This window comes from Silicimonas algicola (assembly GCF_003970735.1).
Lineage (GTDB): Bacteria > Pseudomonadota > Alphaproteobacteria > Rhodobacterales > Rhodobacteraceae > Silicimonas > Silicimonas algicola.
Genome location: NZ_CP034588.1, coordinates 680,251 through 703,871, shown reverse-complemented (window position 1 = coordinate 703,871; position 23,621 = coordinate 680,251). Strand labels below are relative to the sequence as shown.

Here is a 23,621-nt window from a genome sequence, read left to right as displayed (position 1 = left end):
GGACGTGAAAACTCAAGTCAGCCTGGCCGGAAAGTGTCTCCTACCCCGAAAACTCCGTGATCACTGCCACCCCCGGCGGCGTCGGGCCGTTGAAAGCCGCCAATTCCGCGGACGTTTCGGACAGTCCCACCTCTCGGGCAACGATCGGATTGAGGTCCACGTGTCCACCGTCGATCAGGCTCAAAAGCGACGGGTAGCGGTGCGCGGGCATGCCCCTGGTGCCGTAAAGTGCAAGGTTGCCCATGTAGACTTGGTTCAAGTTCACCTCCTGAACCGCATGGTGGCCGACTGGCATCCCGACCTGGACGTGACGTCCCAGCGGTCTCAGGCAGGCGATGGAGGCAGCGACAGTGGCGGGAAAACCGAGCGCCTCGACCGAGACGTGCGCCCCTCCGCCGGTGATGTCCCGAATTTTCGCAGCGGTGTCTGTCTCGGCCGCGTTGACGGTGAAATCCGCACCCAGACCTTTTGCATGCGCAAGTTTCTCGGCCACGATGTCGGTGACGATAACCCGGGCGCCCAGAGCACGTCCCAGGAGCATGGCCGCGAGGCCGATCCCGCCGGTGCCGTGGACGGCGAGCCATTCGCCAGGCCTCAAGGCGGCGCGGCCGGTCAGCGCGTGCCAGGCGGTCGTTACGCGGCAGCCGAGAGCCGCCGCCAATGTGGGCGACATGGCTTCGGGCAGGCGGGCCAGGTTGTGATCGCGGGGCACGGCGACGTATTCGGCAAAGGCGCCGGGTTCGATGAAGCCGGGCAGGCGCTGATCGAGGCAGGTATTCGACTCGCCCGCGCGGCAGTTCGGACAAGTGCCGCAGGCGAGGATGAAGGGCGCGATCAGCTTGTCGCCCACCTTGAACTGGGCGCGCGGACCGGCCGCGACGACCTCTCCGCAATACTCGTGCCCGCCGATCTGACCGGGTTTCACCCTCGGGTGTTCACCGACCCATCCATGCCAGTCCGAGCGGCAGATGCCGCAGGCGAGGACCTTCAGGACCACACCGTCCTCGGGGCACTCGGGGTCGGCCACGTCCTCGATCGACAGCGGTTCCCGGTAGGCGCGGAGAACGGCAGCACGCATCAGAGAAGCTCCACGTCGTATTGCTCGATCACGGTATTCGCAAGAAGCGTCTCGCACATGCGCGCGACGTCGGCCCCGGCTTTCGCGCGGTCGGTCTCGGCGAGGTCGAGCTCGATGACCTTGCCCTGCCGCACCCCCGTCACCCCTTCGAAGCCGAGCGTGCCGAGAGCATGGCGCACCGCCTCGCCCTGGGGGTCGAGAACGCCGGTCTTGAGCATGATGTGAACGCGCGCTTTCATGGTCTTCCCCCGTCGCTGCTGTCGCCGGAGCTATCGCGTATCCGCCTGCGTTTGTAAAACCCTCGCTGAGGCAGCCTTCATCATGCATGCGGAGCCAGCGGCGACCTCGCCGGCCAGATGCAACGAGAAAGCCGGCGTCAGTTGATCAGCTTGGGCTTCTGCGCCGGGGTCACGTTCTGCGGCAGGACGCCAAGACGGCGCGCGACTTCGGTGTAGGCATCCGTCAGGTTGCCGAGATCGCGGCGGAAGACATCCTTGTCGAGCTTCTGGCCTGTCTCCATGTCCCAGAGACGGCAGGAATCAGGGCTGATCTCGTCGGCGACGACGAGGCGCTGATAATCGCCGTCCCAGATGCGTCCGATCTCGATCTTGAAGTCCACGAGCTTGATCCCGACGGCCAGGAAGCAGCCGGAGAGGAAGTCGTTTACCCGCAGAGCCAGGGCGACCATGTCGTCGAGATCCTGCTGATTGGCCCATCCGAAGGCGACGATGTGCTCTTCCGAGACCAGAGGGTCGCCGAGCGCGTCGTCCTTGAGGCAGAATTCCACAATCGGTCGCGGAAGGAGCGTTCCCTCCTCGAGCCCGAGACGCGTCGACATCGAGCCGGCAGCGTAGTTCCGGACGACGACCTCGAGCGGAATGATCTCGACCGAACGGATGAGCTGCTCGCGCATGTTGATGCGGCGGATGAAGTGCGTCGGTACGCCGATCTGGGCGAGACCCTTCATGAAGAACTCGGAAAGGCGGTTGTTGAGGACGCCCTTGCCCTCGATGATGGCGCGCTTCTGGGCGTTGAAGGCGGTGGCGTCGTCCTTGAAGTACTGCACCAGAGTGCCCGGCTCGGGACCTTCGTAAAGGATCTTGGCCTTGCCCTCGTAAACCTTCTTGCGCCGCGCCATGTTGGCCCTTTCCGGGAAACGTCACCGCGCGCGGAAAAATTTCCACGCGCGTGATGGCGTCTCTTTAGGGCAAAGCGGGCGTTGCGGCAAGCGCCAGGCCCTTGCCTGCAGGCTTTGCTGCGAACGGGAAGGTGTCGAACGGTTTATCCGGCCAGGAGGCAGGCCGTCCGATAATTCCATGATTGGATTTCGGTGACAATGCATTGTCCCACTGACCATTCGGCGAGGTGCGGCGCAGAGACGTATCCGCCCCTCTGCCCTTGCGACGCGCGCCCCGGAGAGGCATATGGAACGTGAAAAGCTTTGCCGGGAAGATCAGCCATGTCCACGTTCGACGACCGCGAAAACGCCTTCGAATCCAAGTTCGCCCATGATGCCGACATGCAGTTCCGGGCCGAAGCGCGCCGGAACAAGCTTTTGGGTCTCTGGGCTGCCGACAAGATGGGCAAGTCGGCGGAAGACGCGGCGGCCTATGCGAAAGAGGTTGTGAAGGCCGACTTCGAGGAAGCAGGGCATGACGACGTCGTGCGCAAGGTCTCGAAGGACATGGGCGATCTCGCGACCGAAGCGGAAATTCGCGCGAAGTTGAGCGAGCTCCTCGTCGTCGCCAAGGCTCAGCTCATGGAAGAGATCTGAGTCGACGCTCTGCCGGCCGTTAAGTCCGCATCAATCCGTCTCTCATAGAGCCTGACCCCGGGGGCGTCCTTCGGGGTGCGGGTCATGAGTTTCTTTCCGTCACTTTCTGCGGCAGGCGCAGGCGCGCGCGCCAGATTGCGGACCTTCGGAGCCATTGCTGTGGCTGCTGTCTGCGCGGCACTCGTCGTGCGGCACCTCGGCGAGGTCAGCCTGCTGACCGTCGCAGAGGAGGTTCGCGGCATCGGCGCGGCTCAATGGCTGATCGCTCTGGTCGCCACCTGCGCCAGCTTCGCTGCGGCCGGTCAATACGACGCCCTTTTCCACCGTTGGCTCGGCACGGGCGTCAGGGCGGCACGCGCGGGAGTTTCCGGAGCAGTGGCCATCGCACTGGCGCAGACGCTCGGCTTCGGGCTCGCCACAGGCGCCATCGCCCGCTGGCGCGCATTGCCGGAACTCAGTCTGCCGAACGCCCTTCGCGTGACGAACTATGTCTCGTTCACTTTCATGGCAGCCCTCTCGGTTCTTGCGGCGCTGGCGCTGTCAGTGTCGGACATCGGGTCGGGCGGAGCGGGAGTTTCAGGTCTCTTCGTTATTCCGCCGATGGTCGGCTACCTGGTCCTTTCAGTGGCACAGCCCGCCTGGCTTCCGGTGAGTTTGCCACCCCTTCGCCTAGTCGGACGTCTGACCGTTCTTGCGATCACGGACACAGCGCTTGCGTCTCTGGCGCTGTGGGCCCTGTTGCCAGCGGGCAGCCAGCCTGACTTCAGCGTCTTTCTCGCTGCTTTCCTCGTCGCTCTCGGAGCGGGCCTCCTATCCGGCGCTCCGGGCGGTGTGGGACCGTTCGAGCTGGCGCTGGTGACACTCCTCCCAGCCGTCCCCGAGACGGAACTGATGGCCGCTGTCTTGGCCTTTCGGCTGGTCTACTACGCGCTCCCTGCCTGTGCCGCCCTAGTCGTGCTGGCGCGCCCTTCGGTGGACCGCGCCCTTCGACGAACCATCGTCCCTGCCTTGCCTCCCGCCGTCCGCGCCGAGGCCGGGCTGGCCCGTCAATCCGGACAGCTGTCCGTTGTCGATGGACTTGGACTGCATGTAGTCGAGGCGTCCCAATGCCTCGTGGCGCTCGGCTCGCCTGTCTGTGGGGAGAGGATGACGCGGCCCTCCTTGAGAGACTTCGGCGACCTGGCGAGGCAGCGGAACCTGTTCCCGGCTCTCTACAAGGCGGACGCGCGGACGGCGGGGGTCGCACGCCGGTCGGGGTGGACTGTCCTCGCGGTCTCGGAAGACGCCTCGGTCTCGCCCGCGGACTTTGCGCTCGATGTGCCGGAGCGTCGACAGCTTCGCCGCAAGCTTGGCAGGGCAAGAAAGGCCGGGGTGACGATCGAGTCCGCGGGGCGCCTTCCGCTTCAGGATATGTCCCGTGTGGCCGGCAACTGGACGAAACGTACAGGAGGCGAGCGCGGGTTCAGCATGGGCCGATACTGTCCGGATTACCTAGCCGGCCAGCGGGTCTGGCTGGCTCGGCGCGATGGCCGCCTCGTGGCTTTCGCCAGCTTTCACATCGCGAAGGCCGAGTGGTGTCTGGACCTGATGCGGAACGAGGCAGACATGCCGGACGGCACGATGCACGCGTTGATCGCAGCCGCGCTTGAGGCCGCCCGCGCCGAGGGCGTGAGGCGCGTGTCGCTGGCCGCAATGCCGCTGGAAAGCGGCCACCCCGTCCTGCGCCGATTGACGTGCCGACGCGAAGCGCAGGGCCTGCGGCAGTTCAAGTGCTCGTTTCACCCGCGACGCCAGACGCTCTATCTCGCCGCACCCAACCTCGCCCTGCTTGTACTCGCAGGGACGGACATTCTCCTTAGGATCGCGAAGCCTCTGCCTCTCCTGGCCTCCACAGGGCTGTCGAGCACCATGCGTCCAATGCAAGGCGGGCATTCCAACATGGACGTTGTTCCGGCCATCTGCAGACCTCATGTTGGCGGTAACAGAACACAGATGACACAGGAAAAGAACCGATGACACTAATCGCCGATCTCAAGAAACGCGCCGCTTACCGCCGGACCGTCCGGGCGCTGCGCAACATGCCCCTCGACACCGCGCTCGACCTCGACATCTACCGGGGCGATGCGAAGGATATCGCGCGCCGCGCGGTCTACGGAGCGTGACGCACGCCTCCTCGTTGAAATAACGCACGGGCGGCCAGTGGCCGCCCTTTTCGTATCATCGCTTAGAGGCGAACCGCGCAACCAGCGCGTCGCAGACCGCTGGTGTCACGAACTTGGAGACGTCCCCGCCGAGGCGCGCGATTTCCTTGACAAGCTTCGACGCGATCGCTTGGTGCTCCGCCTCGGCCATAAGAAACACGGTCTCGACCGTGTCGTCGAGCTGACGGTTCATGCCGACCATCTGATACTCGTATTCGAAATCGGCCACCGCACGCAGGCCGCGAATGATGATCCCCGCGCCGACATCGCGCGCGCAGTCGATCAGAAGGTTTTCGAAGGGATGGGGGACGATCTCGACGCCTGTCCGTTCGGCGATGGCGCCGCATTCGGCCTCGATCATCGCCACGCGCTCCTCAAGTGGAAACAGCGGTCCCTTGTCGCGGTTGATCGCGACACCAATCACCAGCCTGTCGACCAATACGGTCGCGCGCTCGATGATGTCGAGATGTCCTAGCGTGACCGGGTCGAAGGTGCCGGGATAGAGGCCGATGCGCATGTGGGGGCTCCTCCGCCGGTGCGTGCCGGGGCTTGGTGCCACGGACCGGTTCGGCCCGCAAGCAATTGATCTAGAAGCCCTTGATCATGCCTTCCAGCGCATTCTTCTCCATCGACAGCTCCGACAGCCGCGCCTTGACCACGTCCCCGATCGAGATCAGGCCGGCCATGTCGTCGCCATCCATGACCGGCATGTGACGGAAACGGCCTTCGGTCATCTTGCCCAGAACCTGTTCGTCCGTCTCGTCGGGGGTGCAGGTGATCATCGCACGCGTCATCAGCGTATCGACGGTGTCGTTCAGGCAGCCCTGCCCCCTGCGGCCCAACTCGCGCACTATGTCGCGTTCGGAGAGGATGCCGAGAGGCGTTCCGCCCTCGCCAGTGATGACGATGGCGCCGATGCGCTTTTCGGACAGAAGGCGCGCGGCGTCGGACACGGAAGCGCCGCTGGCCAGACCGATCACGTCGGTGCCGCCCTTCATGCCAAGAATCTGACGAACCAACATGAATGTGCCTCCCGAGGACGTGTGATCTTGGGTCGAGCGTTCTCCACAGGGGCGCCACCTGTCAAGGTTGAGTGCGTCGCGCCATTTCGGCACGGAGACCCTCCGCCAGTGTGGTGGCGAAGCGGTTGAGCCGTTCGACGCGCGCGTCGTCATCATGCCGGATCAGCCAGAAGGCACGCGTCAGTGTCATCTGGTCCTTGAGGACGGGCATCAGTTCGGGCGCATCGGGCATCGCGAAATCATGGACGACGCCAATGCCGGCGCCCGCCCGCAACAGGGCAAGCTGAACCGACACGAGGTTCGAGGCAGCGTCGATCCGCGAAAGTCCGAGTTCTGCGAGATAGTCGAGTTCGGGGTCGAAGATCATGTCCGGGATGTAGCCGACGACGGGATGACCTGCGAGATCGGCCCGCGTCCGGATTGGCTCGTGGCCGTCAAGATAGGCGCGGGAGGCGGCGAGGTGCAGCGCGTAGTCGGAGATCTTCTGGATGCGCAGTCGCCCCGTCCGCGGTCGAGACACGGCGATAGCCATATCTGCTTCGCGCTTGGACAGGTTGAAGACGCGCGGCAGCGCCACGATCTGCACCGACAGACCCGGGTTTGCCACAACGATGCTTTGCACGACATGGGGAAGAAGAAAGGTGGCGCAGCCGTCAGGAGCGCCCACGCGAATCGTGCCGGTCAGCGTATGTTCGTCGCCCCGCACCTCGGACAAGGCTTCGGTCATGGCCTGTTCGGCCGCTTCGGCATGGGCGCGGAGACGCTCGCCCGCAGGTGTCGAGACATAGCCCTGGGGAGATTTGACGAACAGCACTGCGTCCATCTCGGCTTCCAGGCGCGCGATGCGGCGGCCCACTGTCGCGGGGTCGAGCCTCAGGGTTCGGGAGGCGCCTGACAGGCTTTCCTCCCGCGAGACGGACAGGAATATACGCATGTCGTCCCAATTCATCTGGCGTGAGCTCCTGCATTTCCGCAAAGCCTTTTTGGGAAACTGCCGCTTTTCGGACTACCGCGCCAGCCCTTAAGGTCCGTCGCAACAAGCAGGAGGATTCGATGGAAGATCTATCCCACTACATCGACGGTCAGCGCGTGCAGGGCGCATCGGGCCGTTTCGCAGATGTCTTCAACCCCGCCACGGGCGAGGTTCAGGCCCGGGTGCCGCTGGCGACCAAGGTCGAATTGGACGAGGCGGTCGCCAAGGCAGCCGAGGCTCAGAAGGCCTGGGGCGCCACCAACCCGCAGCGGCGGGCGCGCGTGATGATGGCCTTCGGGCGCCTCATCAACGAGAACATGGACAAGCTGGCCGAGCTGGTCAGCCGAGAGCATGGCAAGACCATCCCCGATGCGAAAGGCGACGTGCAGCGCGGTCTCGAAGTCGTCGAAGTCTGCATGGGTGCGCCCAGTCTTCTGAAGGGCGAGTTCACCAACGACGGCGGACCCGGCATCGACCTCTATTCTATGCGCCAGCCGCTTGGCGTGGTGGCCGGCATCACGCCGTTCAACTTTCCCGCGATGATCCCGCTGTGGAAGATGGCGCCTGCCCTGTCCTGCGGCAACGCGATGATCCTGAAGCCGTCCGAGCGGTGCCCGTCGACGTCGCTGATGCTGGCCGAGCTTCTGAAGGAGGCAGGGCTTCCCGACGGCGTTCTCCAGGTCGTCAACGGCGACAAGGAGGTCGTCGACGCAATCCTCGACAACGAGACGATCCAGGCCGTGGGCTTCGTCGGCTCGACCCCGATCGCGCAGTACATCTACGGCCGCGCGGCATCGAACGGAAAGCGCGCACAATGCTTCGGCGGCGCGAAGAACCACATGATCATCATGCCCGACGCCGACCTCGACAAGGCTGCGGATGCGCTGGTTGGGGCAGGCTTCGGCGCAGCAGGCGAGCGCTGCATGGCGATCTCGGTCGCCGTGCCCGTGGGCGAAAAGACGGCGGATGCGCTGCGCGAGCGTCTGGTGCCCCGGATCGAGAAGCTGAAGGTCGGTCCCTACACTGCCGGCGACGATGTCGACTTCGGTCCGGTCATCACCGCCGCCGCCAAGAAGCGGATCGATGGTTTGGTGGACAGGGGCGTCGAAGAAGGGGCGGATCTCGTCGTCGACGGACGCGGCTTCACGATGCAAGGCTACGAGAACGGCTTCTTCGTCGGTCCGTCCTATTTCGACCGGGTCACGCCCGACATGGAGATCTACAAGGAAGAGATCTTCGGTCCGGTCCTGAGCCAGGTCCGCGCCAAGTCCTATGAAGAGGCGCTGAAGCTGACGATGGACAACCCCTATGGCAACGGCACCGCGATCTATACCGCCGACGGCGACACGGCGCGCGATTTCGCGAACCGGGTCAACGTGGGCATGGTCGGCATCAACTTCCCCATTCCCGTGCCCCTCAGCTACCACACCTTCGGCGGCTGGAAGAAGTCGTCCTTCGGCGACCTGAACCAGTATGGCCCGGACGCCTTCCGGTTCTACACGAAGACGAAGACCGTCACCGCGCGCTGGTTCTCCGGGATCAAGGACGGAGGCGAGTTCGCTTTCAAGGCGATGGACTGATGTGAAGATCGGGTGACCTGCCCCACTCCGGGGTGGGCCACCGACTTGCCGGGTCAGGGGCGCAGGAGCAGGATGCGATCTCCCAAGGAGGATCCGCCATGCTGACCAGACGCAACGCCCTGACTGCCCTTCTGTCCCTGCCCGTCCTGGCACTGGCCCGACCGGCACGCGCCGCCACGCACCAGGTCGCCATCAAGGGCTTCGCCTTCGAACCCGCCGTGTTGGACGTCGCGGCGGGCGACACCGTCGTCTTCACCAACGGTGACAGCGCCCCTCACACGGCATCGAGCAGCGCCTTCGACACCGGGCGTATCAACTTCGAGCAAAGCGCCGAGGTGACGATCCCTGCCGCCGGGACTTACGACTACACCTGCAAATTCCACCCGATGATGAAGGGCCGGATCGTCGCCCGATAGGGGCGCCGGGCCGGCAGCATTGAGTCTGGCCTAGGACGGCACGCGCGGCTAAGAACGGCCGGAACCGCGAGGCTGATCCATGACCATACGACCGAAGACCGGGATCGAAGAGATCGTCCTCTACAAGGCAGGCGACGCGAAGGTCGCCGGTCGGGGCGATGTCCTCAAGCTGTCATCGAACGAAAATCCCTATGGCGCTCCCGACAGCGCGAAGGCAGCGTTTGCACGCGCGGTTCACGATCTCCACCGCTATCCGCCGACCGACCACGCCGAACTCAGGGCGGCCATCGCCGAGGTCCACGGCCTCGACCCTGAGCGGATCGTCTGCGGGGCCGGTTCGGACGAAATCATCACATTCCTCTGCCAAGCCTATACGCAGCCGGGCGACGAGGTGATCCACACCGAACATGGCTTCTCGATGTACGCCATTTCGGCGCGGGCGGCGGGTGCGACACCCGTCGAGGTGCCAGAGCGCGAACGCAAGGTGGACGTGGATGCTATCCTAGCGGGCGTGACCGAGCGCACGAAGCTCGTCTTCGTGGCGAACCCCGGCAACCCGACCGCCACTATGATCGGTGGAAACGAAACTGCCCGGCTGGCGGCCGAACTGCCGCCTCATGTTCTTCTGGTCCTCGACGGCGCCTATTCGGAATACGTCGAGGGCTTCGACGGCGGCGCGTCTTTGACGGAGTCGCGCGACAACGTGGTGATGACGCGCACCTTCTCGAAGATGTACGGGCTGGGCGGCCTGCGGATCGGCTGGGGCTACGGGCCGAAGGACGTGATCGACAACCTCAACCGCGTGCGGGGTCCCTTCAACCTCTCGCAAGCGCAGCTTGCCGCCGCCGAGGCCGCCGTCCGCGACCGTGATTGGGCTGCCCGCTGCCGCGCCGACAACACGCGGATGCGAGACTGGCTCCAGCACGCGCTTGCCGAACTAGGCGTCCCTTCGGATACCTCGAGCGCGAATTTCATCCTGGCCCGCTTCGCGAGCCCCTCCGAGGCCGACGACTGCGAGGCCAGACTGCGGGGGGACGGGATCCTCGTGCGGAAGGTCGGCGGATACAAGCTGCCTCAGTGCCTGCGCATCACGGTCGGGACCGAGGCCGACTGCCGCCGCGTCGCCGCTTCCGTCGCGCGTTTCCGGGAGCAGACGGCGTGAACCGCATCTACGACCGCGTGGCGCTGATCGGCTTGGGTCTGATCGCTTCGTCTATGGCGCACGCGATCCGCAGGGCCGGTCTGGCCGGCGAGATCGTCGGCACCGCCCGATCCGAGGAAACGCGCGAGACAGTCCGAGAACTGGGATTCTGCGACAAGGTCGTAGACAGCGCGACGCAGGCCGTCGAAGGCGCCGATCTCGTCGTCCTAGCCGTACCGGTTGGCGTAATGGACGAGATCGCCAGGGAAATCGGCCCCCACCTTGCGCAGGGGACGACGGTGACCGACGTCGGATCCGTCAAGCGATCGGTGATCGACGCAGTGGCGCCGCATATCCCGGAGGGCGTCCATTTCATACCCGGGCACCCATTGGCGGGCACCGAGCATTCCGGGCCGCGCTCCGGTTTCGCGACACTCTTCGACAATCGTTGGTGCATCCTGCTTCCCGGCGAGACGTCCGACCCCGATGCTCTCGCCCGCCTCCGCGCCTTCTGGGAGGGCCTCGGTGCCAACGTCGACGAGATGGACGTGGACCACCATGACCTCGTCCTGGCTGTCACGTCGCACTGTCCGCACCTCATCGCCTACACCATGGTCGGCGTGGCGGACGATCTTCGGCGCGTGACGGACAGCGAGGTCATCAAGTATTCAGCCGCAGGCTTTCGCGACTTCACGCGCATCGCGGCCTCGGATCCCACGATGTGGCGCGATGTCTTCCTGAACAACCGGGAGGCCACGCTCGAAATTCTGGGGCGATTCACCGAAGAGCTTTTCGCGCTTCAGCGCGCGATCAGAACGGGTGACGGAACCTTGCTCTTCGATTATTTTACTCGGACTAGGGCGATCAGGCGGGGCATCATCGAGGCGGGTCAAGACACCGACGCGCCTGACTTCGGACGGGGAAAGACGAAATGAAGAAGAATGCCGCACTTTTTCTGGTGATGGCTCTTGCCGCTTGCGGCGGAGGACAGAAGCACTCCGACATGCCCATTCCCGGGCTCATCGCCGAGAAGCGGGGCGAGATCGACGGCCCCGGCGGTTGCGGCGTGACGAACGCCCTTCTGGTCACCGAGGCGGCGGGTGTCACGCTGACGGAGCCCGCCCTATTGACTCAAGCTGCTGCGCATACACTGAACGCCTGGCTTGCCACGCGGGCCATCCCCGAAATCGGGAAGCGCGGCGGCGGGTTGTCGGCTGTTCGTGTCGCCTCCCACTATTCCTGCCGGACGCGGAACAGCCAGAAAGGCGCCCGCCTGTCCGAACATGCTGCGGGACGGGCGATCGACATCTCGGCCTTCATCCTTGCCGACGGATCTCAGATCACGGTCGAGGACGGCTGGCGCAGCGCTGACGGTCCTCTGCTGAAGCGGCTTCACGCCTCGGCCTGCGGCCCGTTCGGCACCGTTCTCGGTCCCAACTCCGACGCGCATCACCACGATCACTTTCACTTCGACGTCGCCGACTACCGGTCCGGCGCCTATTGCCGATGACCGTGTTTGCCCGCGACGATGCCCTCGACGCGTTCCTGGCGCATCTCGGTGCCCCGCTTGGGGAGCTCGCGCCTGCAGAAGCGGTGCGCCTCATGCTGGATTTCTACGCCGAGGTGACGGCCAAGGGCGTTGTCGACGACGAGCACGACGGCGACATGCTTCTGTTCCAGTGGGGCGTTCCGCGACGGCGGCCGGAGGTCTTTCTCGTCAACATGACGCGCCAGCTCATCTATCCCCTCGATGAACCCGGCAGCACCGAGCCGGACGATGACGACGACGGCTGGGACGACAAGGATCTCGACGACGAGGGCGAGACCGAGATCTGGCAGCTTCGACTGGATTACGAGATCGCCGCCGACGAAGCGCTCACCGGTCTGGGCCGCGGTGATATCTGGTGCCGCACCCGCGACGACCTCATGACGTTTCGGGACGAAGTCCTGGGGACGGAAGCCTTCCGCGCGCTCGAGGATCATCCCGTAAGTGCGTCGGATGTGGATTTCGGCGCGGTTTAGCGCAGAACCGGCGCGGGCCCCAGAGGAATGGGGCCGAGGTTCATCAGTCCCTCTCCGAAGGCCAGCGGCAACTCTAGACTGCCGTCCGACGTCTCGATAACTCCGAATGCAGTCTCGAGGGCGCCAGTCGCATCGAGCGACACCAGACCCGTCTCGACCGCCATGCGCAGAAGACGCTTCCAGTCGCTCGTTGTAACGAGCAATGTGCCATCTGGCCGTCCCGTGCTGTCCACGATCAGTTCTCCGCGTGCGGCTAACTCCACTCCACCCCAATCGATCGAAAGATCCGCGAGATCTATGCGTTTGAGCGCGGGCAACCCGCTTTCCGCGGCCGCGCGATCAAGCGGTCCGTCGAGTTCCACCGTAGCGTCGAGGTGCAGCCGCGAGACCGTGTCGGCGAGGTCGCGCGACGGGTCGAGGAAGGCGCGCAGGGGTTCGGGCGGTTCAATGTCCGAGACCTCAACCCCCAGACGATAGGTGTCGACGGCAGCCTCGACGCGTTCTGCGGCCCCGCGCCCCTGCGTCAGCGCGAATGTCCATCCGGCGTCCGAACGCGCCTCGAGCGCCTCGACCACCAGACGTGCGCCGTCGAGGCCCAGCGACGTCGAGGCATCAAGGAAGATGGACGCCCTCGCATCGTCATGGTGGATCGCCACGGTTTCCCCGGCGACGGACAACGCGTGAGCGTGCGGCAGCACGGCGATGACGCGGGTCGGGCGGTATGACAGGGAAAGGAACTGCACGAACGGCGCGGTCCATGCGACGCCGCTTTGCGGATCAAGAAGGGCCACGTCGGTGACGGTGGTGTCGAACCGGCTGGGAAATCCGACAGTGTTCAACTCGCCGTAATTGGCAGACCAGCCATCGTTGCGCCGGTCCTCGATCCAAGCGGCGAGGCCCTTCTCGTAGGCAATCTGGCCGATGACCCACCAGACCATCCAGAGCAGCGCCCCGACCAACACGACGACCACAAGCCGCATCTCTGCCCCTTTCCCTGCCCTCGAGGGCCTGTTTTAAGGCGACCATGACGGAAGAGAAAGTCCTGCACCTCCGACCGCTTTGGGTCTTCGGATACGCCTCGCTCCTGTGGAACGCCGGGTTCCCGGTGGCGGAACGGCGAATGGCGACGCTTGACGGATATCACCGATCTTTCTGCATGTCGTCGATCCATCACAGGGGAACGCCCGAGCAGCCTGGCCTGGTCCTTGCTCTGGACAAGATGGAGGGCGCATCCTGTCGCGGTCTCGCCCTGCGCGTGGAAGACGGCCGGGAGGACGAGACGGTCGCATACCTACGCGACCGCGAACTTATCTCGTCGGCTTATGTCGAGCGGCTTGTTCCCCTGGACATGGGCGGCGGGGAACTCGTCACCGGACTGGCTTACGTCGTCGACACGCTGCACGAGCAATATGTCGCGGGACTTGCTCTGGAGGAACAGGCGCGCATCATCGCAGCCGCGATCGGCGGACGAGGACCAAACACCGAGTACCTATGGAATACCGCCGCCCACCTGAGCGAGATCGGCGTCGAAGATACCGACATGACTTGGCTGGCGGACCGCGTCCGCCAAATGAAATCGATTTGACGAACGGTCGGAACCCGTCAAGGTGGAGGGCGTTGGTGAAGGTTCTCATCACTCCCCCGGCCTGAAAGGCTTCTCCCCGTGCTTCAGAAAATCAAGGTCCGCCTGGACTACAACTTGCCTGCGCCGACCGACCTTCTGTTGCAGATCGAGGCGGCAGCGCTGCCGGATCAGACCATCCGGTCGGCCCATATCGACCTCGGCACGCCCGATCACTTCGCGCGTATCCCTGCCGAGGCAGGCGTGGGCGAGCGCATCTGGCTGAAGGTGGCGGGCAACTTCCGTGCGACCTATGAGGCGGAAATCGAGGTCACCCGGACGGCGGCCGACCTGTCGTCCCTGCCGATGACTCCGCCGCATCTTCTGGGCCCCGAACCAACGCGCTATCTGTTGCCGTCCCGGTATTGCCGGCCCGACCGTTTCCGCCCGGTGGTCGAGGAAACCTTCGGCGGCAGCGATGGCGGCACACAGGTCGCACAGATGCGCGACTGGATCGAAGAGCACTTCGAATACGTTCCTGGCGTGTCGGATGCCGGCACCACGGCGACGGACACCTTCCTCGCACGACAGGGCGTCTGCCGCGACTACGCGCACGTTCTCGTCGCCATGTGCCGCGCAGCATCCATCCCGGCTCGCGTAGCCAGCGTGTTCGCGCCCTCGGTCGAGCCGCCGGATTTCCACGCCGTCGCCGAGGTCTTTCTCGACGGCGCCTGGCACCTCGTCGATGCCACAGGAATGGACCGGGCGGACCGCATGGCGAAGATCGGCGTCGGGCTCGACGCGGCAGAGGTGAGCTTCCTGACTTCCTTCGCTCCGATCGAACTGGTCGATCAGGAGATCCTGGTCACCGAAATCAACGAGTAGACCACCCTTCATCCGGTCGCGAACCCCGTTTTTTATGCGGTTGGCACCCGTCTCCCGATTGCCTATTCTCGCTGAAAACCAGCACGAGGACCGGGGCCAGATGGACCAACCGGATCGCGAGGACGAGCGACAGTTTACCCAGCCGTACCGCCAGATCGTCACGATGTTCGTCGTGCTCGTTCTGGTCGGCTTCGGCGCCTACATCGCCTACCCGAAGGTGGCGCCGGTCTTTCTGGCGAGCCCCTGGCTGAACGGATTCATCGCCCTCGTTTTCGTCGTCGGCGTGGTGGCCTGTTTCCTTCAGGTCTTCCAGCTCGTCTCGTCGGTGTCGTGGATTGAAGGCTTCGCGCATGACAGGCCGGGACACCAGTTCACCAAGGCCCCTCGCATCCTCGCTCCCCTCGCCGCCCTTCTGCGCAAGCGCGGCGCGCGGACGCAGATCGGGTCGACCTCGGCGCGCTCCATCCTCGACTCCGTGGCAACGCGGATCGACGAGGCGCGCGACATCACTCGTTACCTCGGCAACCTGCTGATTTTTCTTGGCCTTCTCGGCACCTTCTACGGGCTCGCTACCACTGTGCCCGCGGTCGTCGACACCATCCGGTCGCTCGCTCCGCAAGAGGGCGACACGGGAGTGTCGGTTTTCGAGCGGCTCATGGGCGGACTCGAAAGCCAGCTTGGCGGAATGGGCGTGGCCTTTGCCTCGTCGCTTCTGGGACTGGCAGGATCGCTGGTGGTGGGTCTCCTCGAACTTTTCGCAAGCCACGGTCAAAACAGGTTTTACCGCGAGTTGGAGGAATGGCTGTCGGGGATCACCCGACTGGCCTTCGCGGGCGAGGAGGGCGGCGGTGCGGATCACGGCGCCCTCGCGCAATTGGCCGAACTGATGGCCGAGCGGCTGGATGCGATGCAATCCTTCTATTCGGATGCCGCAGACCGCCGCGAGACGGCCGAGTCCCGGATCGGCGATCTGGCTGCTGCCGTCGAATCCCTGTCGACGCAGCTTGCGGCCAGCAATGACACCTCGCGCCTTGTGGAAAGCCAGGAGCGCCTCGCTATGGCGTTGGAAGGCTTCGCCACCGAAGGCACGGGCGGTGCCGGCGCCTTCGACCCGGAAAGCCGCATGAGGTTGAGATCGATGGACGTTCAGATGCTGCGCATCCTCGAAGAGATCTCTGCCGGCCGCCAGGAAAGCATTGGCGAGCTTCGGGCGGATCTTGCGCAGCTGACGAAGGCGGTCCGCCTCAGCGGACGGCGGACCGAAAGCGGCGGGGTCTGACGCATGGCCTTGTCGCGACGCTCGGGCGGAAGGCAGATGTCGGCCACGATCTGGCCGGGGTTCGTCGATGCCATGACGGCGCTTCTTCTCGTGCTGATGTTCGTGCTCACGATCTTCATGATCGTGCAGGGTGTGCTGCGCGAGACGATCACCGGGCAGGAAAGCGAATTGGACAAGCTGGCCTCCGAGGTCACGGCACTGAGCCAGGCGCTTGGTCTGTCGCAACAGCAGACGGCTCGGCTGGAGGACGACATCGCGAGTCTCCAGTCGGAAAGCGACCGTCAGACAGCGCTGATCGCCAACCTGACGGGGCAAGTCGACGCCCAGTCCCGCACACTGGCCGAGCGAGACGCCGCCATAGCAAGTTTCGAGGACCAGGTGGCGACCCTTCTTGCACAGCGCGACGACGCGCGCGCCGAGGGCGAGCGCCTGACGGCGACGGTCGAGGATCTGGAAGCCGCGCGTGCGAGGCTGATCAGCGAACAGGAAGCGATGCAGCTTGCCCTCGCGCAGGCCCGCGACGAGATCGACGCCCAGGCCGAGGAGGCCCGGCTTGCGGCCGCCCGCCGCGAGGCGCTGGAGGCCTTGACCGCCGATCTGCAAGCCGAGGCTCAGGAGCGGGAGACGTCGCTGGCCTCGGCTCTGGCGGCCCTGACGGCAGCCGAGACGCGCGAGGCGGAATTGACCACGGCTGTCGAAGACGCCGAGCGCGTCCAGGCAGAACTCGACGCGACCGAAGCCGCGCGGCTTGCCGAGGCGGCTGCGGCAGAGACGCTCAGGGTGAGACTGGCCGAGGCCCAGGCGGCGCTCACCGACGAGGAAAAGGCGAGGCTGGCCGAAGCCGCGGCGGCAGAGGCCCTGCGCGAGAGGTTGAAGTCGGCCGATGCCGAGTTGACGGCGATGTCACTCGCTCTGGAGGAACAGCGGAAGAAGGCCGAAGAGACACTGACGCTTCTGGCCGCCGCCAACTCCGTCGAGGAAGAACTCGACGCCAAACTCGCCGACGCCCTGATCCGAATGGAGGCGGCCGAGGCCGGTCTGAGCGAGACGGAACTTGCGGCGACCGACCTCGAGGACAGGCTGACGCTGCTTCAGACCCAGAACGACACTGCTGCCGCCGAAATCGAAACGCTTCGGACGAGGCTGTCGGAATCCGAAGCTCGCGTTGCCCAAATGGACGCCGCGTCCGGCGAGCGCGACATGCAACTGGCCGCGCTGATGACCGAACGCGATGCGCTTCGGGCTGAGGTCGAAGGCCTGAAGGCGGCGAACGTCGATGCGTCGACCCTGAGAGAGCGTCTGGCCGCTGCTCTTGCCGCGAAGATCGCCGCCGAGAACGCCGGCATCGAGCAGATGACCGAGGCGGAGCGTCAGGCAACGCTTCTGTCCACCGCCCGCAAGCAACTTGCCGAGGAAGAGGCCGTCTCGGCGGACGCGCAGCGTGAGGTCGAGGCGCTGAACCAGCAGGTCGCCACGCTGCGTGCCGAACTCGATGGCCTGCAGGGCCTTCTCGACAGCGCCGCCGAGCGGGATAGCACGTCGAAGATCCGGATCGAAAATCTCGGCACGCAGCTCAACCAGGCGCTGGCTCGCGCCGCCGCCGAGGAGAAGAAACGCGCCGAACTCGAGGCTGCCGAAGCCGAAAGATTGCGCCTCGAAGCCGAGCGGCTCACCAGTGAGGTCGCTGACCTTGCCGACTACCGCTCGGAATTCTTCGGCACCCTGCGACGCCTTCTGGACGACCGCGAAGGCGTGCAGATCGTGGGCGATCGCTTTGTCTTCTCGTCCGAGGTGTTGTTCGAAAGCGCTTCGGCCACGCTGTCCCCCGCAGGGCGCTCGTCGATCGCCCAGGTCGCGGGACTCCTCGCCGATGTCGCGGATGACATCCCGGAAGGCATCGACTGGATCATCCGCGTCGATGGTCACACCGATAACGTTCCCTTGTCCGGGGGCGGCGCCTTCACCGACAACTGGGAATTGAGCCAGGCTCGCGCACTGTCGGTGGTGAAATACATGACCGACGCGCTTGGCTTCCCGCCCGAACGCCTTGCCGCAACGGGGTTCGGTGAATACCGCCCCGTCGATCCCTCCGATACGCCCGAGGCGCGCGCGGCCAACCGCAGGATCGAACTGAAGCTGACAGAACGGTAGGCCGCTTGCGGTCTGGTGCGGGACTGCGACAGCCTGTTGTGTCCAAGTGCTGAAACAGTGTGTTCAGCCCGAACCAGCCGAGAATCGCGTTAACCTTGTCGATGGGGCGGCAAGTATCGGTGCGACATGGGTTTTCTGGCCTTCCTGTTCCGTCCGCTGACGCGAGCGCCTTCGCGTCGTGGTCCACCCGACATCGTCGTGCGCGACGTTGTTCGGAATATGCCGACAAGGCCACGCTCCACTCCGACGTCTCGGGCGGTCACCGTTCCCCGACCGGAGTTCAAGCTCTCCGCTGCATCGCCATACCCGCGCCGCGAAGAGCGTGCGACGCGAGCGCATGCGGTGGCGGCGCATGCGCGACGGAATGGCCCACACCTTTTCAAAGGCAAGTGCTGGGTCATCGACGGCGACACGATCGTCATCGACAGTGTCCATATCCGGCTGGCGGGGATCGACGCGCCGGAACTGGATCATCCGTGGGGATTGAAAGCCAAGTGGGCGATGGTGGCTCTCTGCAAGGGCCAGATCGTGACAGCCAAGGTTTCGGGCGAGTTGTCCCACGATCGCGTGGTTGCCGTCTGCACGCTACCAGACGGTCGCGATCTGGCCGAGGAGCTGGTGAAGCAGGGACTGGCGCTCGATTGGGCAGCGTTCTCGGGCGGCAGGTACGCTTGCCATGAGCCAGATGGCGTCCGCAAACGGCTGTGGCGAGCCGCGGGCCGCCAGAAAGCCGACGCGCGGCGTCTGCATTGACCTAGAGTTTTCGGATCTTCAGCCGAGTGATGCGGTTTTCCCGCCGGTCGAGAATCTCGAAACGGAAACCGTGGAACGAGAAGACCTGACCCTTGACCGGGATCGTCTGCGCCTCGTGGATGACGAGGCCGGCGATGGTGTTCGCCTCGTCGTCCGGCAGTTGCCAGTCCATCGCGCGGTTGATGTCCCGTATGGTCATGGCGCCGTCGACGAGAACGTCTCCGGCTTCGGTCCGGCGGATCGGGTGGTCTTCGTCGATGTCAAATTCGTCGGTGATCTCGCCCACGATCTCCTCGAGGATATCCTCCAGCGTCAGAAGTCCCTGAAGCGTACCGTATTCATCGACCACCAGCGCGAAATGCGTGGCGCGCCGCAGGAACTGGCGCATCTGGTCATCGAGCGTCGCCGTCTCGGGGACGAAGTAGGGCTCCATCGCCACGTCCATGACGTCGAAGCCCTCGAAGGGTTCGTTGTTTGGCTGGACCGCGGCGTAGCGGGCGTAAATGGCGCGCAGCAGGTCCTTGGCGTGGAGGACCCCGATGATGTTCTCCTGCTCGTTGCGAAAGATCGGCAACCGCGTGTGCGAGGAGTTGAGACAGATTTCCAGGATCTCGCGCGGGGGCAGATCGGCATCGATCATGGCGATCTTCGAGCGATGGAGCATGATTTCCTCCACTGTCCGCTCTCCAAGGTCGAGGGCGCCCAGAATGCGGTCCCGGTGCTCTTTCTCGAGGACGCCTTCGGAATGGCCGAGTTGCAGAGCGCCCGCAATCTCTTCGTGGACCGACAGGATCCGGCTGTCGGGATCGACGCGGACACCGACGACGTAGAGAAGGCCGCGCACGATGGCCCGTACGGCTCCGACGACGGGAGCGAGCAGGAAGATCACCGCCTGAATGGGACGCGCGACCCGTGCCGCCGCCGTCTCGGCGTTCGAGATGGCGTAAGTCTTAGGGAGGACCTCGGCGAAGATCAGGACCAGAAGCGTCATCACGAGCGTCGCCAGGGCCACGCCGCTGTCCCCGAAAGCGCGGGTGAAAAGCGAAGTGGCAAGTGACGTCGCCGAGATGTTGACGAGGTTGTTCCCCAGGAGAACCGACCCGATCAGCCGTTCGCTGTCCTCGGTGACAACGAGCGCGCGCTCGGCACCGCGGTCTCCTTTTTCGGCGCGGGACTTCAACTTACCGCGAGAGGCAGCGGTCAGGGCCGTCTCAGACCCCGAGAAGAAGGCCGACATGACGAGAAGAAGCAGGATCGCTCCGGAGACGATCCAGTAGGTGGCGTCGAGGGGCGTCGCTACGCTGTCCATCTGGCTTTGCGTTCCTTGGAATTTCAGTTCTTATGAGGCTTGGACCACGCGCGTTCAAGGGAGAGCAGGCCATGCGCATCGCAGACTTCGGGCGCATCTCCGGGCCGGTGGCGCTCTTTGGCGGACCTTATTCCAACCTCCAGGCGACCGAAGCTTTTCTAGCCGAGACACGCGGCCTTGCCGCAATTTGCACCGGCGATGTCGTGGCCTACGGGGCGGACGCTGCCGCCACCGTCGCCTTGGTGCGCGAGGCGGGACTACCGGTCGTGGCCGGCAATTGCGAACGCCAGGTCGCACGGGGAGCGGAGGATTGCGGCTGCGGTTTCGAAACCGGCAGCGCCTGCGACCTTCTTTCGCGCGGCTGGTATCCTGCGGCACTCGAGGCTTGCGACGAGACGGCACGCGCATGGATGGCCGACCTCCCTGACATGGGCGTCTTCGAACAGGACGGGCGACGGTATGCCGTGATCCACGGGGGCGCTACGGAAATCTCGCGCTTCATCTGGCCGTCATCGCCGGAAGGACACTTCGCAGAAGAGATACAGGCGGTCGAAGCCGTGGTGGGGCCTGTAGACGGGATTGTCGCGGGACATTGCGGTATCGCGTTTCAGCGGCGGGTCGCGGGGCGTCATTGGATCAACGCGGGCGTCATTGGCCTGCCGCCCCACGACGGACGCCCCGAGACGCGGTACGCCGTTCTCGATGCCGGAGAGGTGGTGGTCCAGCGGCTGTCCTACGATCACACTGGCGCGCTGGCGGCGATGGAACGAAAGGGACTGACCCAAGGCTATGAATTGACGCTAGCCAACGGCATCTGGCCCTCGGAAGACGTCCTCCCGGAGGAAATTCGCCGTCAGCCGTCGGCTGCCAAAGGATGATGGTCGAGGACGAGGTCTTTAAGCCTGTCCTCCAGCACATGCGTGTAGATCTCGGTCGTCGAGACGTCTGCATGGCCCAGAAGCGTCTGGATCGCGCGGAGGTCGGCACCTCGGGCAAGAAGATGCGTCGCGAACGCATGGCGGAGGGTATGGGGTGTGACCTTGGAGGCCATCACTCCGCCCGCGACGGCAAGCTCCTTGATGAGCAGGTAGAAGCGGTGCCGCGTCAGGTGCCCTTCCTTGCCACGCGACGGAAAAAGGAAGCGCGAGCCGGGCGTCCCCTTTTCAGTCCGGGCGGCCTCAGCGATTTCGTCGCGATATGTCAGCCACGCGGCCAGCGCCTTCCGCGCGGGCGGCGAAAGAGGAACCATCCGCTCCTTCCCGCCCTTCCCGCGGACGAGCAGAACGCGCGGGTCGCCGCGCGCAGCTGAAACGGGAAGCGAGACGAGTTCACTCACGCGCATACCCGTGGCGTACAGGACTTCGACGAGGCAGGTGTTTCGCGTGCGGTCCGGCACGCGGCCCGTGGTGCGGGCCGCCTCCAGAAGGCAGTCGACCTCGGCCTCGGTGAGGATCTTCGGCAGCCGCTTCTCCTTCGCCGGACCCTTGATGCGGATCGCGGGATTGTCCGTGCGCCAGCCTTCCTCGAAAGCGAAGCGGAAAAACTGCCGGACTGCGGACAGGCGGCGCGCGCGCGTCGCCCGCGACAACCCTTGAGCCTCGAGGTGGATGAGGTAGGTCTCGATCTGGTCCTGGCTTGCCTCGAGCGCGCCTGTGCCGCGCCCCTTCATCCAGGCGGCGAAGTCCTTGAGGTCGCGCGCATAGGCCAGCCGGGTGTTGACGGCTGCGTCCAGCTCGGCCGCCTGCGCGTCGAGAAAGGCCGAGATGCGGTGTTCGACGCTCATGCGGCTCCTTCCATCAGGACGAGTTCCACCGCCACCTGTCTTGCCAGTGCCTCTAGCCCCAGATGCCGCAGAAGCGCGAGCGATTGCGCCGTCAGGTCGGGATTGCCGGCCGCGCCGTCCATGAGCTGGGAGACGGCGCGCAAAAGCGCCTCGCCCGCGCGGCTGTCCTCGACCAGAGCCTTGTAAGCCTCGCCGGGGCCAAGAGCCGACAGACCGCGCAGTGCGGCACGGTCGAGGGGCGCGAAGCCGGGCGGCGTCCCCCCCTGTCCGGTGGCGAGATCCAGGAGAAACTTGTCTTCGCGCGACTGTGTGGCAAAGCGCGCTGCGATGTCGGGGCTTGCGGCGAGAAGGGCTATCTCGAATGCAACGTGCGCAGCCGGACCCTTCAGATCGAGCGAGGAAAGCCGCGGCGCGGCCCAGGCGGCGAAGCCTGGCGCATAGCCACCTTCGGCCGCGGCTTCGAAGGCGTCGGGCAATGTTTCAGTGACGGCGTCGACGTCCTGCGACCTGATAGCCTCGTCAGCCGCGTGCAGCTTTGCCACGCGGTCCCAGACACCGCCAGATGCAGCCGCCTTCCGCTCGGAGAAGACGCCCAGAAGTGTTGCCACGGACATGGCATCGACCGCAGCCAAGCGTTCCGCCGCGCGGACACGGGCCTGCCAGCCCACGGTGTCGGTCAGATCGGCGGCGGTGAAGGCGACGGGGAGCCTGTCGGTCGGGATACGCTCGCCCACGGCTTCGTAGATGCGGAACTGCAGAGGCGTGGGAAGCGTGGGCGCCGGCGGGATCGGCTCGCCTTCGAAAAGCTCGGGGTCGAGGAAATGACGCATCAACGCATCCTCGTCGTCGCTGAGTATTCCAAGCGCCTGGGCATTGCCGAGCGTCAGGGCCGCCACGTCCCACTTACCGAGACGGGCGAGGCAGAAGATACGCGCCATGTAGGTCGGCGAAATGTCGGGCGTCTCGTCGATGTCGAGGCAGGCGTTTGTTTCGGTCCCCTTCAGAAGGGCGATATCGAAGGCACGTCGGAAGCGTTTTGGTTCGGGCGCCCCGGCTTCGCGGATCAGCGCGTCGGCGGCGTCGAGATGTCCCACGCCAAGAAGACGGTCGATCCGCGCGAGATAGAGGCTGTCGTCGACCATCGCATCCACCGGCGGGTCCAGACGGACGACCATGAGATCGTGCAGGAAACGGCGCAGCGACGGAGGACCAGACGCGCCGTCGGGCAAGGCCGAAATGGCGCGGGCGAGATCGGCAGCCGAGGAGCGGCCCCAGATGTCGGGCGCGAGGCCCAAGGTCCGCGCATCGACAAGGCCCGCCCGGTCGGGTCCAGCCGCCTCGATCGGTGCGACGGCGATGGCGGGAGGCAGGCTTGCAGGCGCTTCTTCCGCTGGAGCGGCGACTGTCTCGGGCAGGTCAATGGAATCGGACAGCCAGTCGATAGCCGACAAGGGTGCGTCCTCGGCGGCCTGCACCACCGTCCCGGCCAGAAGCGCCGCGACCGCAAGGACGGCACCACGGCCCACGTTCCGCCCGTCAGTTGCCATCCAGAACAACCGGCTGGCTCACGTCCGTCTGCTGAGGCGAGAGATCGCCGAGATAGGCGTAGCCCAGCACTGCCGTGCCGACGAGCACGGCCAGAGTAAAGAGTATCTTCAGCAGTCGCAGCATTCCCACAAAACCTTCTGCCTCT

26 protein-coding genes are annotated in these 23,621 nt (G+C 65.1%); 15 read left to right on the top strand and 11 right to left on the bottom strand.

The features are described from left to right. Positions 1–40 precede the first annotated feature (40 nt). The 3 genes from EF888_RS03545 to purC all read right to left on the bottom strand — a co-directional run bounded on the left by EF888_RS03545 (position 41) and on the right by purC (position 2,216). Positions 41–1,078, bottom strand: a complete 1,038-nt coding sequence (locus tag EF888_RS03545; protein ID WP_109757482.1) for a zinc-dependent alcohol dehydrogenase family protein — start codon at positions 1,076–1,078, stop codon at positions 41–43. Then, positions 1,078–1,317, bottom strand: a complete 240-nt coding sequence (gene purS, locus EF888_RS03540) for a phosphoribosylformylglycinamidine synthase subunit PurS (RefSeq protein ID WP_109757481.1) — start codon at positions 1,315–1,317, stop codon at positions 1,078–1,080. Before purS ends, EF888_RS03545 begins: the two co-directional genes overlap by 1 nt. A 137-nt stretch (positions 1,318–1,454) precedes the next feature. Continuing rightward, positions 1,455–2,216 carry a phosphoribosylaminoimidazolesuccinocarboxamide synthase gene (gene purC, locus EF888_RS03535; protein WP_109757480.1) on the bottom strand — a complete coding sequence of 254 codons (762 nt, stop codon included), beginning with the start codon at positions 2,214–2,216 and terminating at the stop codon, positions 1,455–1,457. Between the two features lie 321 nt (positions 2,217–2,537). Between purC and EF888_RS03530 the strand changes: the two genes are divergently transcribed. The 3 genes from EF888_RS03530 (at position 2,538) to EF888_RS21670 (ending at position 5,014) form a co-directional block, all read left to right on the top strand. Then, positions 2,538–2,852 (top strand): DUF1476 domain-containing protein, encoded by a 315-nt coding sequence (locus EF888_RS03530; RefSeq protein ID WP_109757479.1) that lies wholly within the window; start codon positions 2,538–2,540, stop codon positions 2,850–2,852. An 84-nt stretch (positions 2,853–2,936) separates the two neighbouring features. Beyond that, complete coding sequence (locus tag EF888_RS03525; RefSeq protein WP_109757478.1) at positions 2,937–4,868, top strand: phosphatidylglycerol lysyltransferase domain-containing protein; 1,932 nt, start codon at positions 2,937–2,939, stop codon at positions 4,866–4,868. Further along, entirely contained in the window at positions 4,865–5,014 is a 150-nt protein-coding gene (locus EF888_RS21670; protein WP_164721562.1) for a hypothetical protein, read from the top strand. The genes EF888_RS03525 and EF888_RS21670 overlap by 4 nt, the downstream gene beginning before the upstream one ends. Before the next feature lie 55 nt (positions 5,015–5,069). Here the strand turns inward: EF888_RS21670 and coaD are convergent, their stop codons facing one another. The 3 genes from coaD to EF888_RS03510 form a co-directional block, all read right to left on the bottom strand. Further along, positions 5,070–5,570 carry a pantetheine-phosphate adenylyltransferase gene (gene coaD, locus EF888_RS03520; protein WP_109757477.1) on the bottom strand — a complete coding sequence of 167 codons (501 nt, stop codon included), beginning with the start codon at positions 5,568–5,570 and terminating at the stop codon, positions 5,070–5,072. Between the two features lie 70 nt (positions 5,571–5,640). Continuing rightward, entirely contained in the window at positions 5,641–6,075 is a 435-nt protein-coding gene (locus tag EF888_RS03515) for a CBS domain-containing protein (protein ID WP_109757476.1), read from the bottom strand. 61 nt (positions 6,076–6,136) lie between these two features. After that, on the bottom strand, positions 6,137–7,024 hold the full coding sequence (locus tag EF888_RS03510; RefSeq protein WP_109757475.1) for a LysR family transcriptional regulator: 888 nt from the start codon (positions 7,022–7,024) through the stop codon (positions 6,137–6,139). A 104-nt stretch (positions 7,025–7,128) separates the two neighbouring features. Between EF888_RS03510 and EF888_RS03505 the strand changes: the two genes are divergently transcribed. The 6 genes from EF888_RS03505 (at position 7,129) to EF888_RS03480 (ending at position 12,207) form a co-directional block, all read left to right on the top strand. After that, positions 7,129–8,628 carry a CoA-acylating methylmalonate-semialdehyde dehydrogenase gene (locus EF888_RS03505; RefSeq protein ID WP_109757474.1) on the top strand — a complete coding sequence of 500 codons (1,500 nt, stop codon included), beginning with the start codon at positions 7,129–7,131 and terminating at the stop codon, positions 8,626–8,628. A 98-nt stretch (positions 8,629–8,726) separates the two neighbouring features. Then, the gene (locus EF888_RS03500) at positions 8,727–9,044 is read left to right on the top strand and encodes a cupredoxin domain-containing protein (protein ID WP_109757473.1); all 318 of its coding nucleotides are present in this window, start codon (positions 8,727–8,729) and stop codon (positions 9,042–9,044) included. 79 nt (positions 9,045–9,123) lie between these two features. Further along, entirely contained in the window at positions 9,124–10,206 is a 1,083-nt protein-coding gene (gene hisC / locus EF888_RS03495; protein ID WP_109757472.1) for a histidinol-phosphate transaminase, read from the top strand. Beyond that, the gene (locus EF888_RS03490; RefSeq protein ID WP_109757471.1) at positions 10,203–11,120 is read left to right on the top strand and encodes a prephenate/arogenate dehydrogenase family protein; all 918 of its coding nucleotides are present in this window, start codon (positions 10,203–10,205) and stop codon (positions 11,118–11,120) included. Before hisC ends, EF888_RS03490 begins: the two co-directional genes overlap by 4 nt. Continuing rightward, a complete protein-coding gene (locus EF888_RS03485; protein ID WP_109757470.1) occupies positions 11,117–11,695 on the top strand; it encodes an extensin-like domain-containing protein in 579 nt (192 codons plus the stop codon). The genes EF888_RS03490 and EF888_RS03485 overlap by 4 nt, the downstream gene beginning before the upstream one ends. After that, complete coding sequence (locus EF888_RS03480) at positions 11,692–12,207, top strand: hypothetical protein (protein ID WP_109757469.1); 516 nt, start codon at positions 11,692–11,694, stop codon at positions 12,205–12,207. The genes EF888_RS03485 and EF888_RS03480 overlap by 4 nt, the downstream gene beginning before the upstream one ends. Here the strand turns inward: EF888_RS03480 and EF888_RS03475 are convergent. After that, positions 12,204–13,187: a DUF2125 domain-containing protein gene (locus EF888_RS03475; protein WP_109757468.1), complete on the bottom strand. Its 984-nt coding sequence runs from the start codon at positions 13,185–13,187 to the stop codon at positions 12,204–12,206. The genes EF888_RS03480 and EF888_RS03475 overlap by 4 nt on opposite strands. A gap of 44 nt (positions 13,188–13,231) precedes the next feature. Between EF888_RS03475 and EF888_RS03470 the strand changes: the two genes are divergently transcribed. The 5 genes from EF888_RS03470 (at position 13,232) to EF888_RS03450 (ending at position 18,836) form a co-directional block, all read left to right on the top strand. Next, positions 13,232–13,792 (top strand): gamma-glutamylcyclotransferase, encoded by a 561-nt coding sequence (locus EF888_RS03470; RefSeq protein WP_109757467.1) that lies wholly within the window; start codon positions 13,232–13,234, stop codon positions 13,790–13,792. Positions 13,793–13,870: 78 nt separating this feature from the next. After that, complete coding sequence (locus EF888_RS03465) at positions 13,871–14,653, top strand: transglutaminase-like domain-containing protein (protein WP_109757466.1); 783 nt, start codon at positions 13,871–13,873, stop codon at positions 14,651–14,653. A gap of 100 nt (positions 14,654–14,753) precedes the next feature. Continuing rightward, positions 14,754–15,932, top strand: a complete 1,179-nt coding sequence (locus EF888_RS03460; RefSeq protein WP_109757465.1) for a biopolymer transporter ExbB — start codon at positions 14,754–14,756, stop codon at positions 15,930–15,932. 3 nt (positions 15,933–15,935) lie between these two features. Beyond that, complete coding sequence (locus tag EF888_RS03455) at positions 15,936–18,083, top strand: peptidoglycan -binding protein (protein ID WP_109757464.1); 2,148 nt, start codon at positions 15,936–15,938, stop codon at positions 18,081–18,083. Positions 18,084–18,209: 126 nt separating this feature from the next. Next, positions 18,210–18,836 carry a thermonuclease family protein gene (locus tag EF888_RS03450; RefSeq protein ID WP_241239786.1) on the top strand — a complete coding sequence of 209 codons (627 nt, stop codon included), beginning with the start codon at positions 18,210–18,212 and terminating at the stop codon, positions 18,834–18,836. A 1-nt stretch (position 18,837) separates the two neighbouring features. Here the strand turns inward: EF888_RS03450 and EF888_RS03445 are convergent, their stop codons facing one another. Then, on the bottom strand, positions 18,838–20,145 hold the full coding sequence (locus EF888_RS03445; protein WP_109757463.1) for an HlyC/CorC family transporter: 1,308 nt from the start codon (positions 20,143–20,145) through the stop codon (positions 18,838–18,840). 71 nt (positions 20,146–20,216) lie between these two features. On the opposite strand from EF888_RS03445, the gene EF888_RS03440 reads away from it, so the two are divergent. Then, entirely contained in the window at positions 20,217–21,023 is an 807-nt protein-coding gene (locus EF888_RS03440; protein WP_109757462.1) for a metallophosphoesterase family protein, read from the top strand. On the opposite strand, the gene EF888_RS03435 is transcribed toward EF888_RS03440, so the two are convergent. From EF888_RS03435 to EF888_RS22405, 3 genes are read right to left on the bottom strand one after another with little or no spacing between them, the layout of a single operon-like run. After that, positions 20,999–21,928, bottom strand: coding sequence for a site-specific tyrosine recombinase XerD (locus EF888_RS03435; protein WP_109757461.1), 930 nt, complete (start codon positions 21,926–21,928; stop codon positions 20,999–21,001). The two genes, EF888_RS03440 and EF888_RS03435, sit on opposite strands and share 25 nt — an antisense overlap. Beyond that, a complete protein-coding gene (locus EF888_RS03430) occupies positions 21,925–23,475 on the bottom strand; it encodes a hypothetical protein (protein WP_109757460.1) in 1,551 nt (516 codons plus the stop codon). The genes EF888_RS03435 and EF888_RS03430 overlap by 4 nt, the downstream gene beginning before the upstream one ends. Beyond that, positions 23,465–23,599, bottom strand: a complete 135-nt coding sequence (locus EF888_RS22405; protein ID WP_277601033.1) for a hypothetical protein — start codon at positions 23,597–23,599, stop codon at positions 23,465–23,467. Before EF888_RS22405 ends, EF888_RS03430 begins: the two co-directional genes overlap by 11 nt. Positions 23,600–23,621: the final 22 nt, after the last annotated feature.

Excerpts from the sequence above, each read along its gene's own strand:
- EF888_RS03515 (WP_109757476.1), bottom strand. The coding sequence starts at position 6,075 with ATGTTGGTTCGTCAGATTCTTGGCATGAAGGGCGGCACCGACGTGATC.
- EF888_RS03485 (WP_109757470.1), top strand. The coding sequence starts at position 11,117 with ATGAAGAAGAATGCCGCACTTTTTCTGGTGATGGCTCTTGCCGCTTGC.
- purS (WP_109757481.1), bottom strand. The coding sequence starts at position 1,317 with ATGAAAGCGCGCGTTCACATCATGCTCAAGACCGGCGTTCTCGACCCC.
- EF888_RS03460 (WP_109757465.1), top strand. The coding sequence starts at position 14,754 with ATGGACCAACCGGATCGCGAGGACGAGCGACAGTTTACCCAGCCGTAC.
- EF888_RS03455 (WP_109757464.1), top strand. The coding sequence starts at position 15,936 with ATGGCCTTGTCGCGACGCTCGGGCGGAAGGCAGATGTCGGCCACGATC.
- EF888_RS03440 (WP_109757462.1), top strand. The coding sequence starts at position 20,217 with ATGCGCATCGCAGACTTCGGGCGCATCTCCGGGCCGGTGGCGCTCTTT.
- purC (WP_109757480.1), bottom strand. The coding sequence starts at position 2,216 with ATGGCGCGGCGCAAGAAGGTTTACGAGGGCAAGGCCAAGATCCTTTAC.
- coaD (WP_109757477.1), bottom strand. The coding sequence starts at position 5,570 with ATGCGCATCGGCCTCTATCCCGGCACCTTCGACCCGGTCACGCTAGGA.
- EF888_RS03525 (WP_109757478.1), top strand. The coding sequence starts at position 2,937 with ATGAGTTTCTTTCCGTCACTTTCTGCGGCAGGCGCAGGCGCGCGCGCC.
- EF888_RS03430 (WP_109757460.1), bottom strand. The coding sequence starts at position 23,475 with ATGGCAACTGACGGGCGGAACGTGGGCCGTGGTGCCGTCCTTGCGGTC.
- EF888_RS03545 (WP_109757482.1), bottom strand. The coding sequence starts at position 1,078 with ATGCGTGCTGCCGTTCTCCGCGCCTACCGGGAACCGCTGTCGATCGAG.
- EF888_RS03505 (WP_109757474.1), top strand. The coding sequence starts at position 7,129 with ATGGAAGATCTATCCCACTACATCGACGGTCAGCGCGTGCAGGGCGCA.
- EF888_RS03480 (WP_109757469.1), top strand. The coding sequence starts at position 11,692 with ATGACCGTGTTTGCCCGCGACGATGCCCTCGACGCGTTCCTGGCGCAT.
- EF888_RS21670 (WP_164721562.1), top strand. The coding sequence starts at position 4,865 with ATGACACTAATCGCCGATCTCAAGAAACGCGCCGCTTACCGCCGGACC.
- hisC (WP_109757472.1), top strand. The coding sequence starts at position 9,124 with ATGACCATACGACCGAAGACCGGGATCGAAGAGATCGTCCTCTACAAG.
- EF888_RS22405 (WP_277601033.1), bottom strand. The coding sequence starts at position 23,599 with ATGCTGCGACTGCTGAAGATACTCTTTACTCTGGCCGTGCTCGTCGGC.
- EF888_RS03470 (WP_109757467.1), top strand. The coding sequence starts at position 13,232 with ATGACGGAAGAGAAAGTCCTGCACCTCCGACCGCTTTGGGTCTTCGGA.
- EF888_RS03530 (WP_109757479.1), top strand. The coding sequence starts at position 2,538 with ATGTCCACGTTCGACGACCGCGAAAACGCCTTCGAATCCAAGTTCGCC.
- EF888_RS03500 (WP_109757473.1), top strand. The coding sequence starts at position 8,727 with ATGCTGACCAGACGCAACGCCCTGACTGCCCTTCTGTCCCTGCCCGTC.
- EF888_RS03445 (WP_109757463.1), bottom strand. The coding sequence starts at position 20,145 with ATGGACAGCGTAGCGACGCCCCTCGACGCCACCTACTGGATCGTCTCC.
- EF888_RS03450 (WP_241239786.1), top strand. The coding sequence starts at position 18,210 with ATGGGTTTTCTGGCCTTCCTGTTCCGTCCGCTGACGCGAGCGCCTTCG.
- EF888_RS03475 (WP_109757468.1), bottom strand. The coding sequence starts at position 13,187 with ATGCGGCTTGTGGTCGTCGTGTTGGTCGGGGCGCTGCTCTGGATGGTC.
- EF888_RS03510 (WP_109757475.1), bottom strand. The coding sequence starts at position 7,024 with ATGAATTGGGACGACATGCGTATATTCCTGTCCGTCTCGCGGGAGGAA.
- EF888_RS03435 (WP_109757461.1), bottom strand. The coding sequence starts at position 21,928 with ATGAGCGTCGAACACCGCATCTCGGCCTTTCTCGACGCGCAGGCGGCC.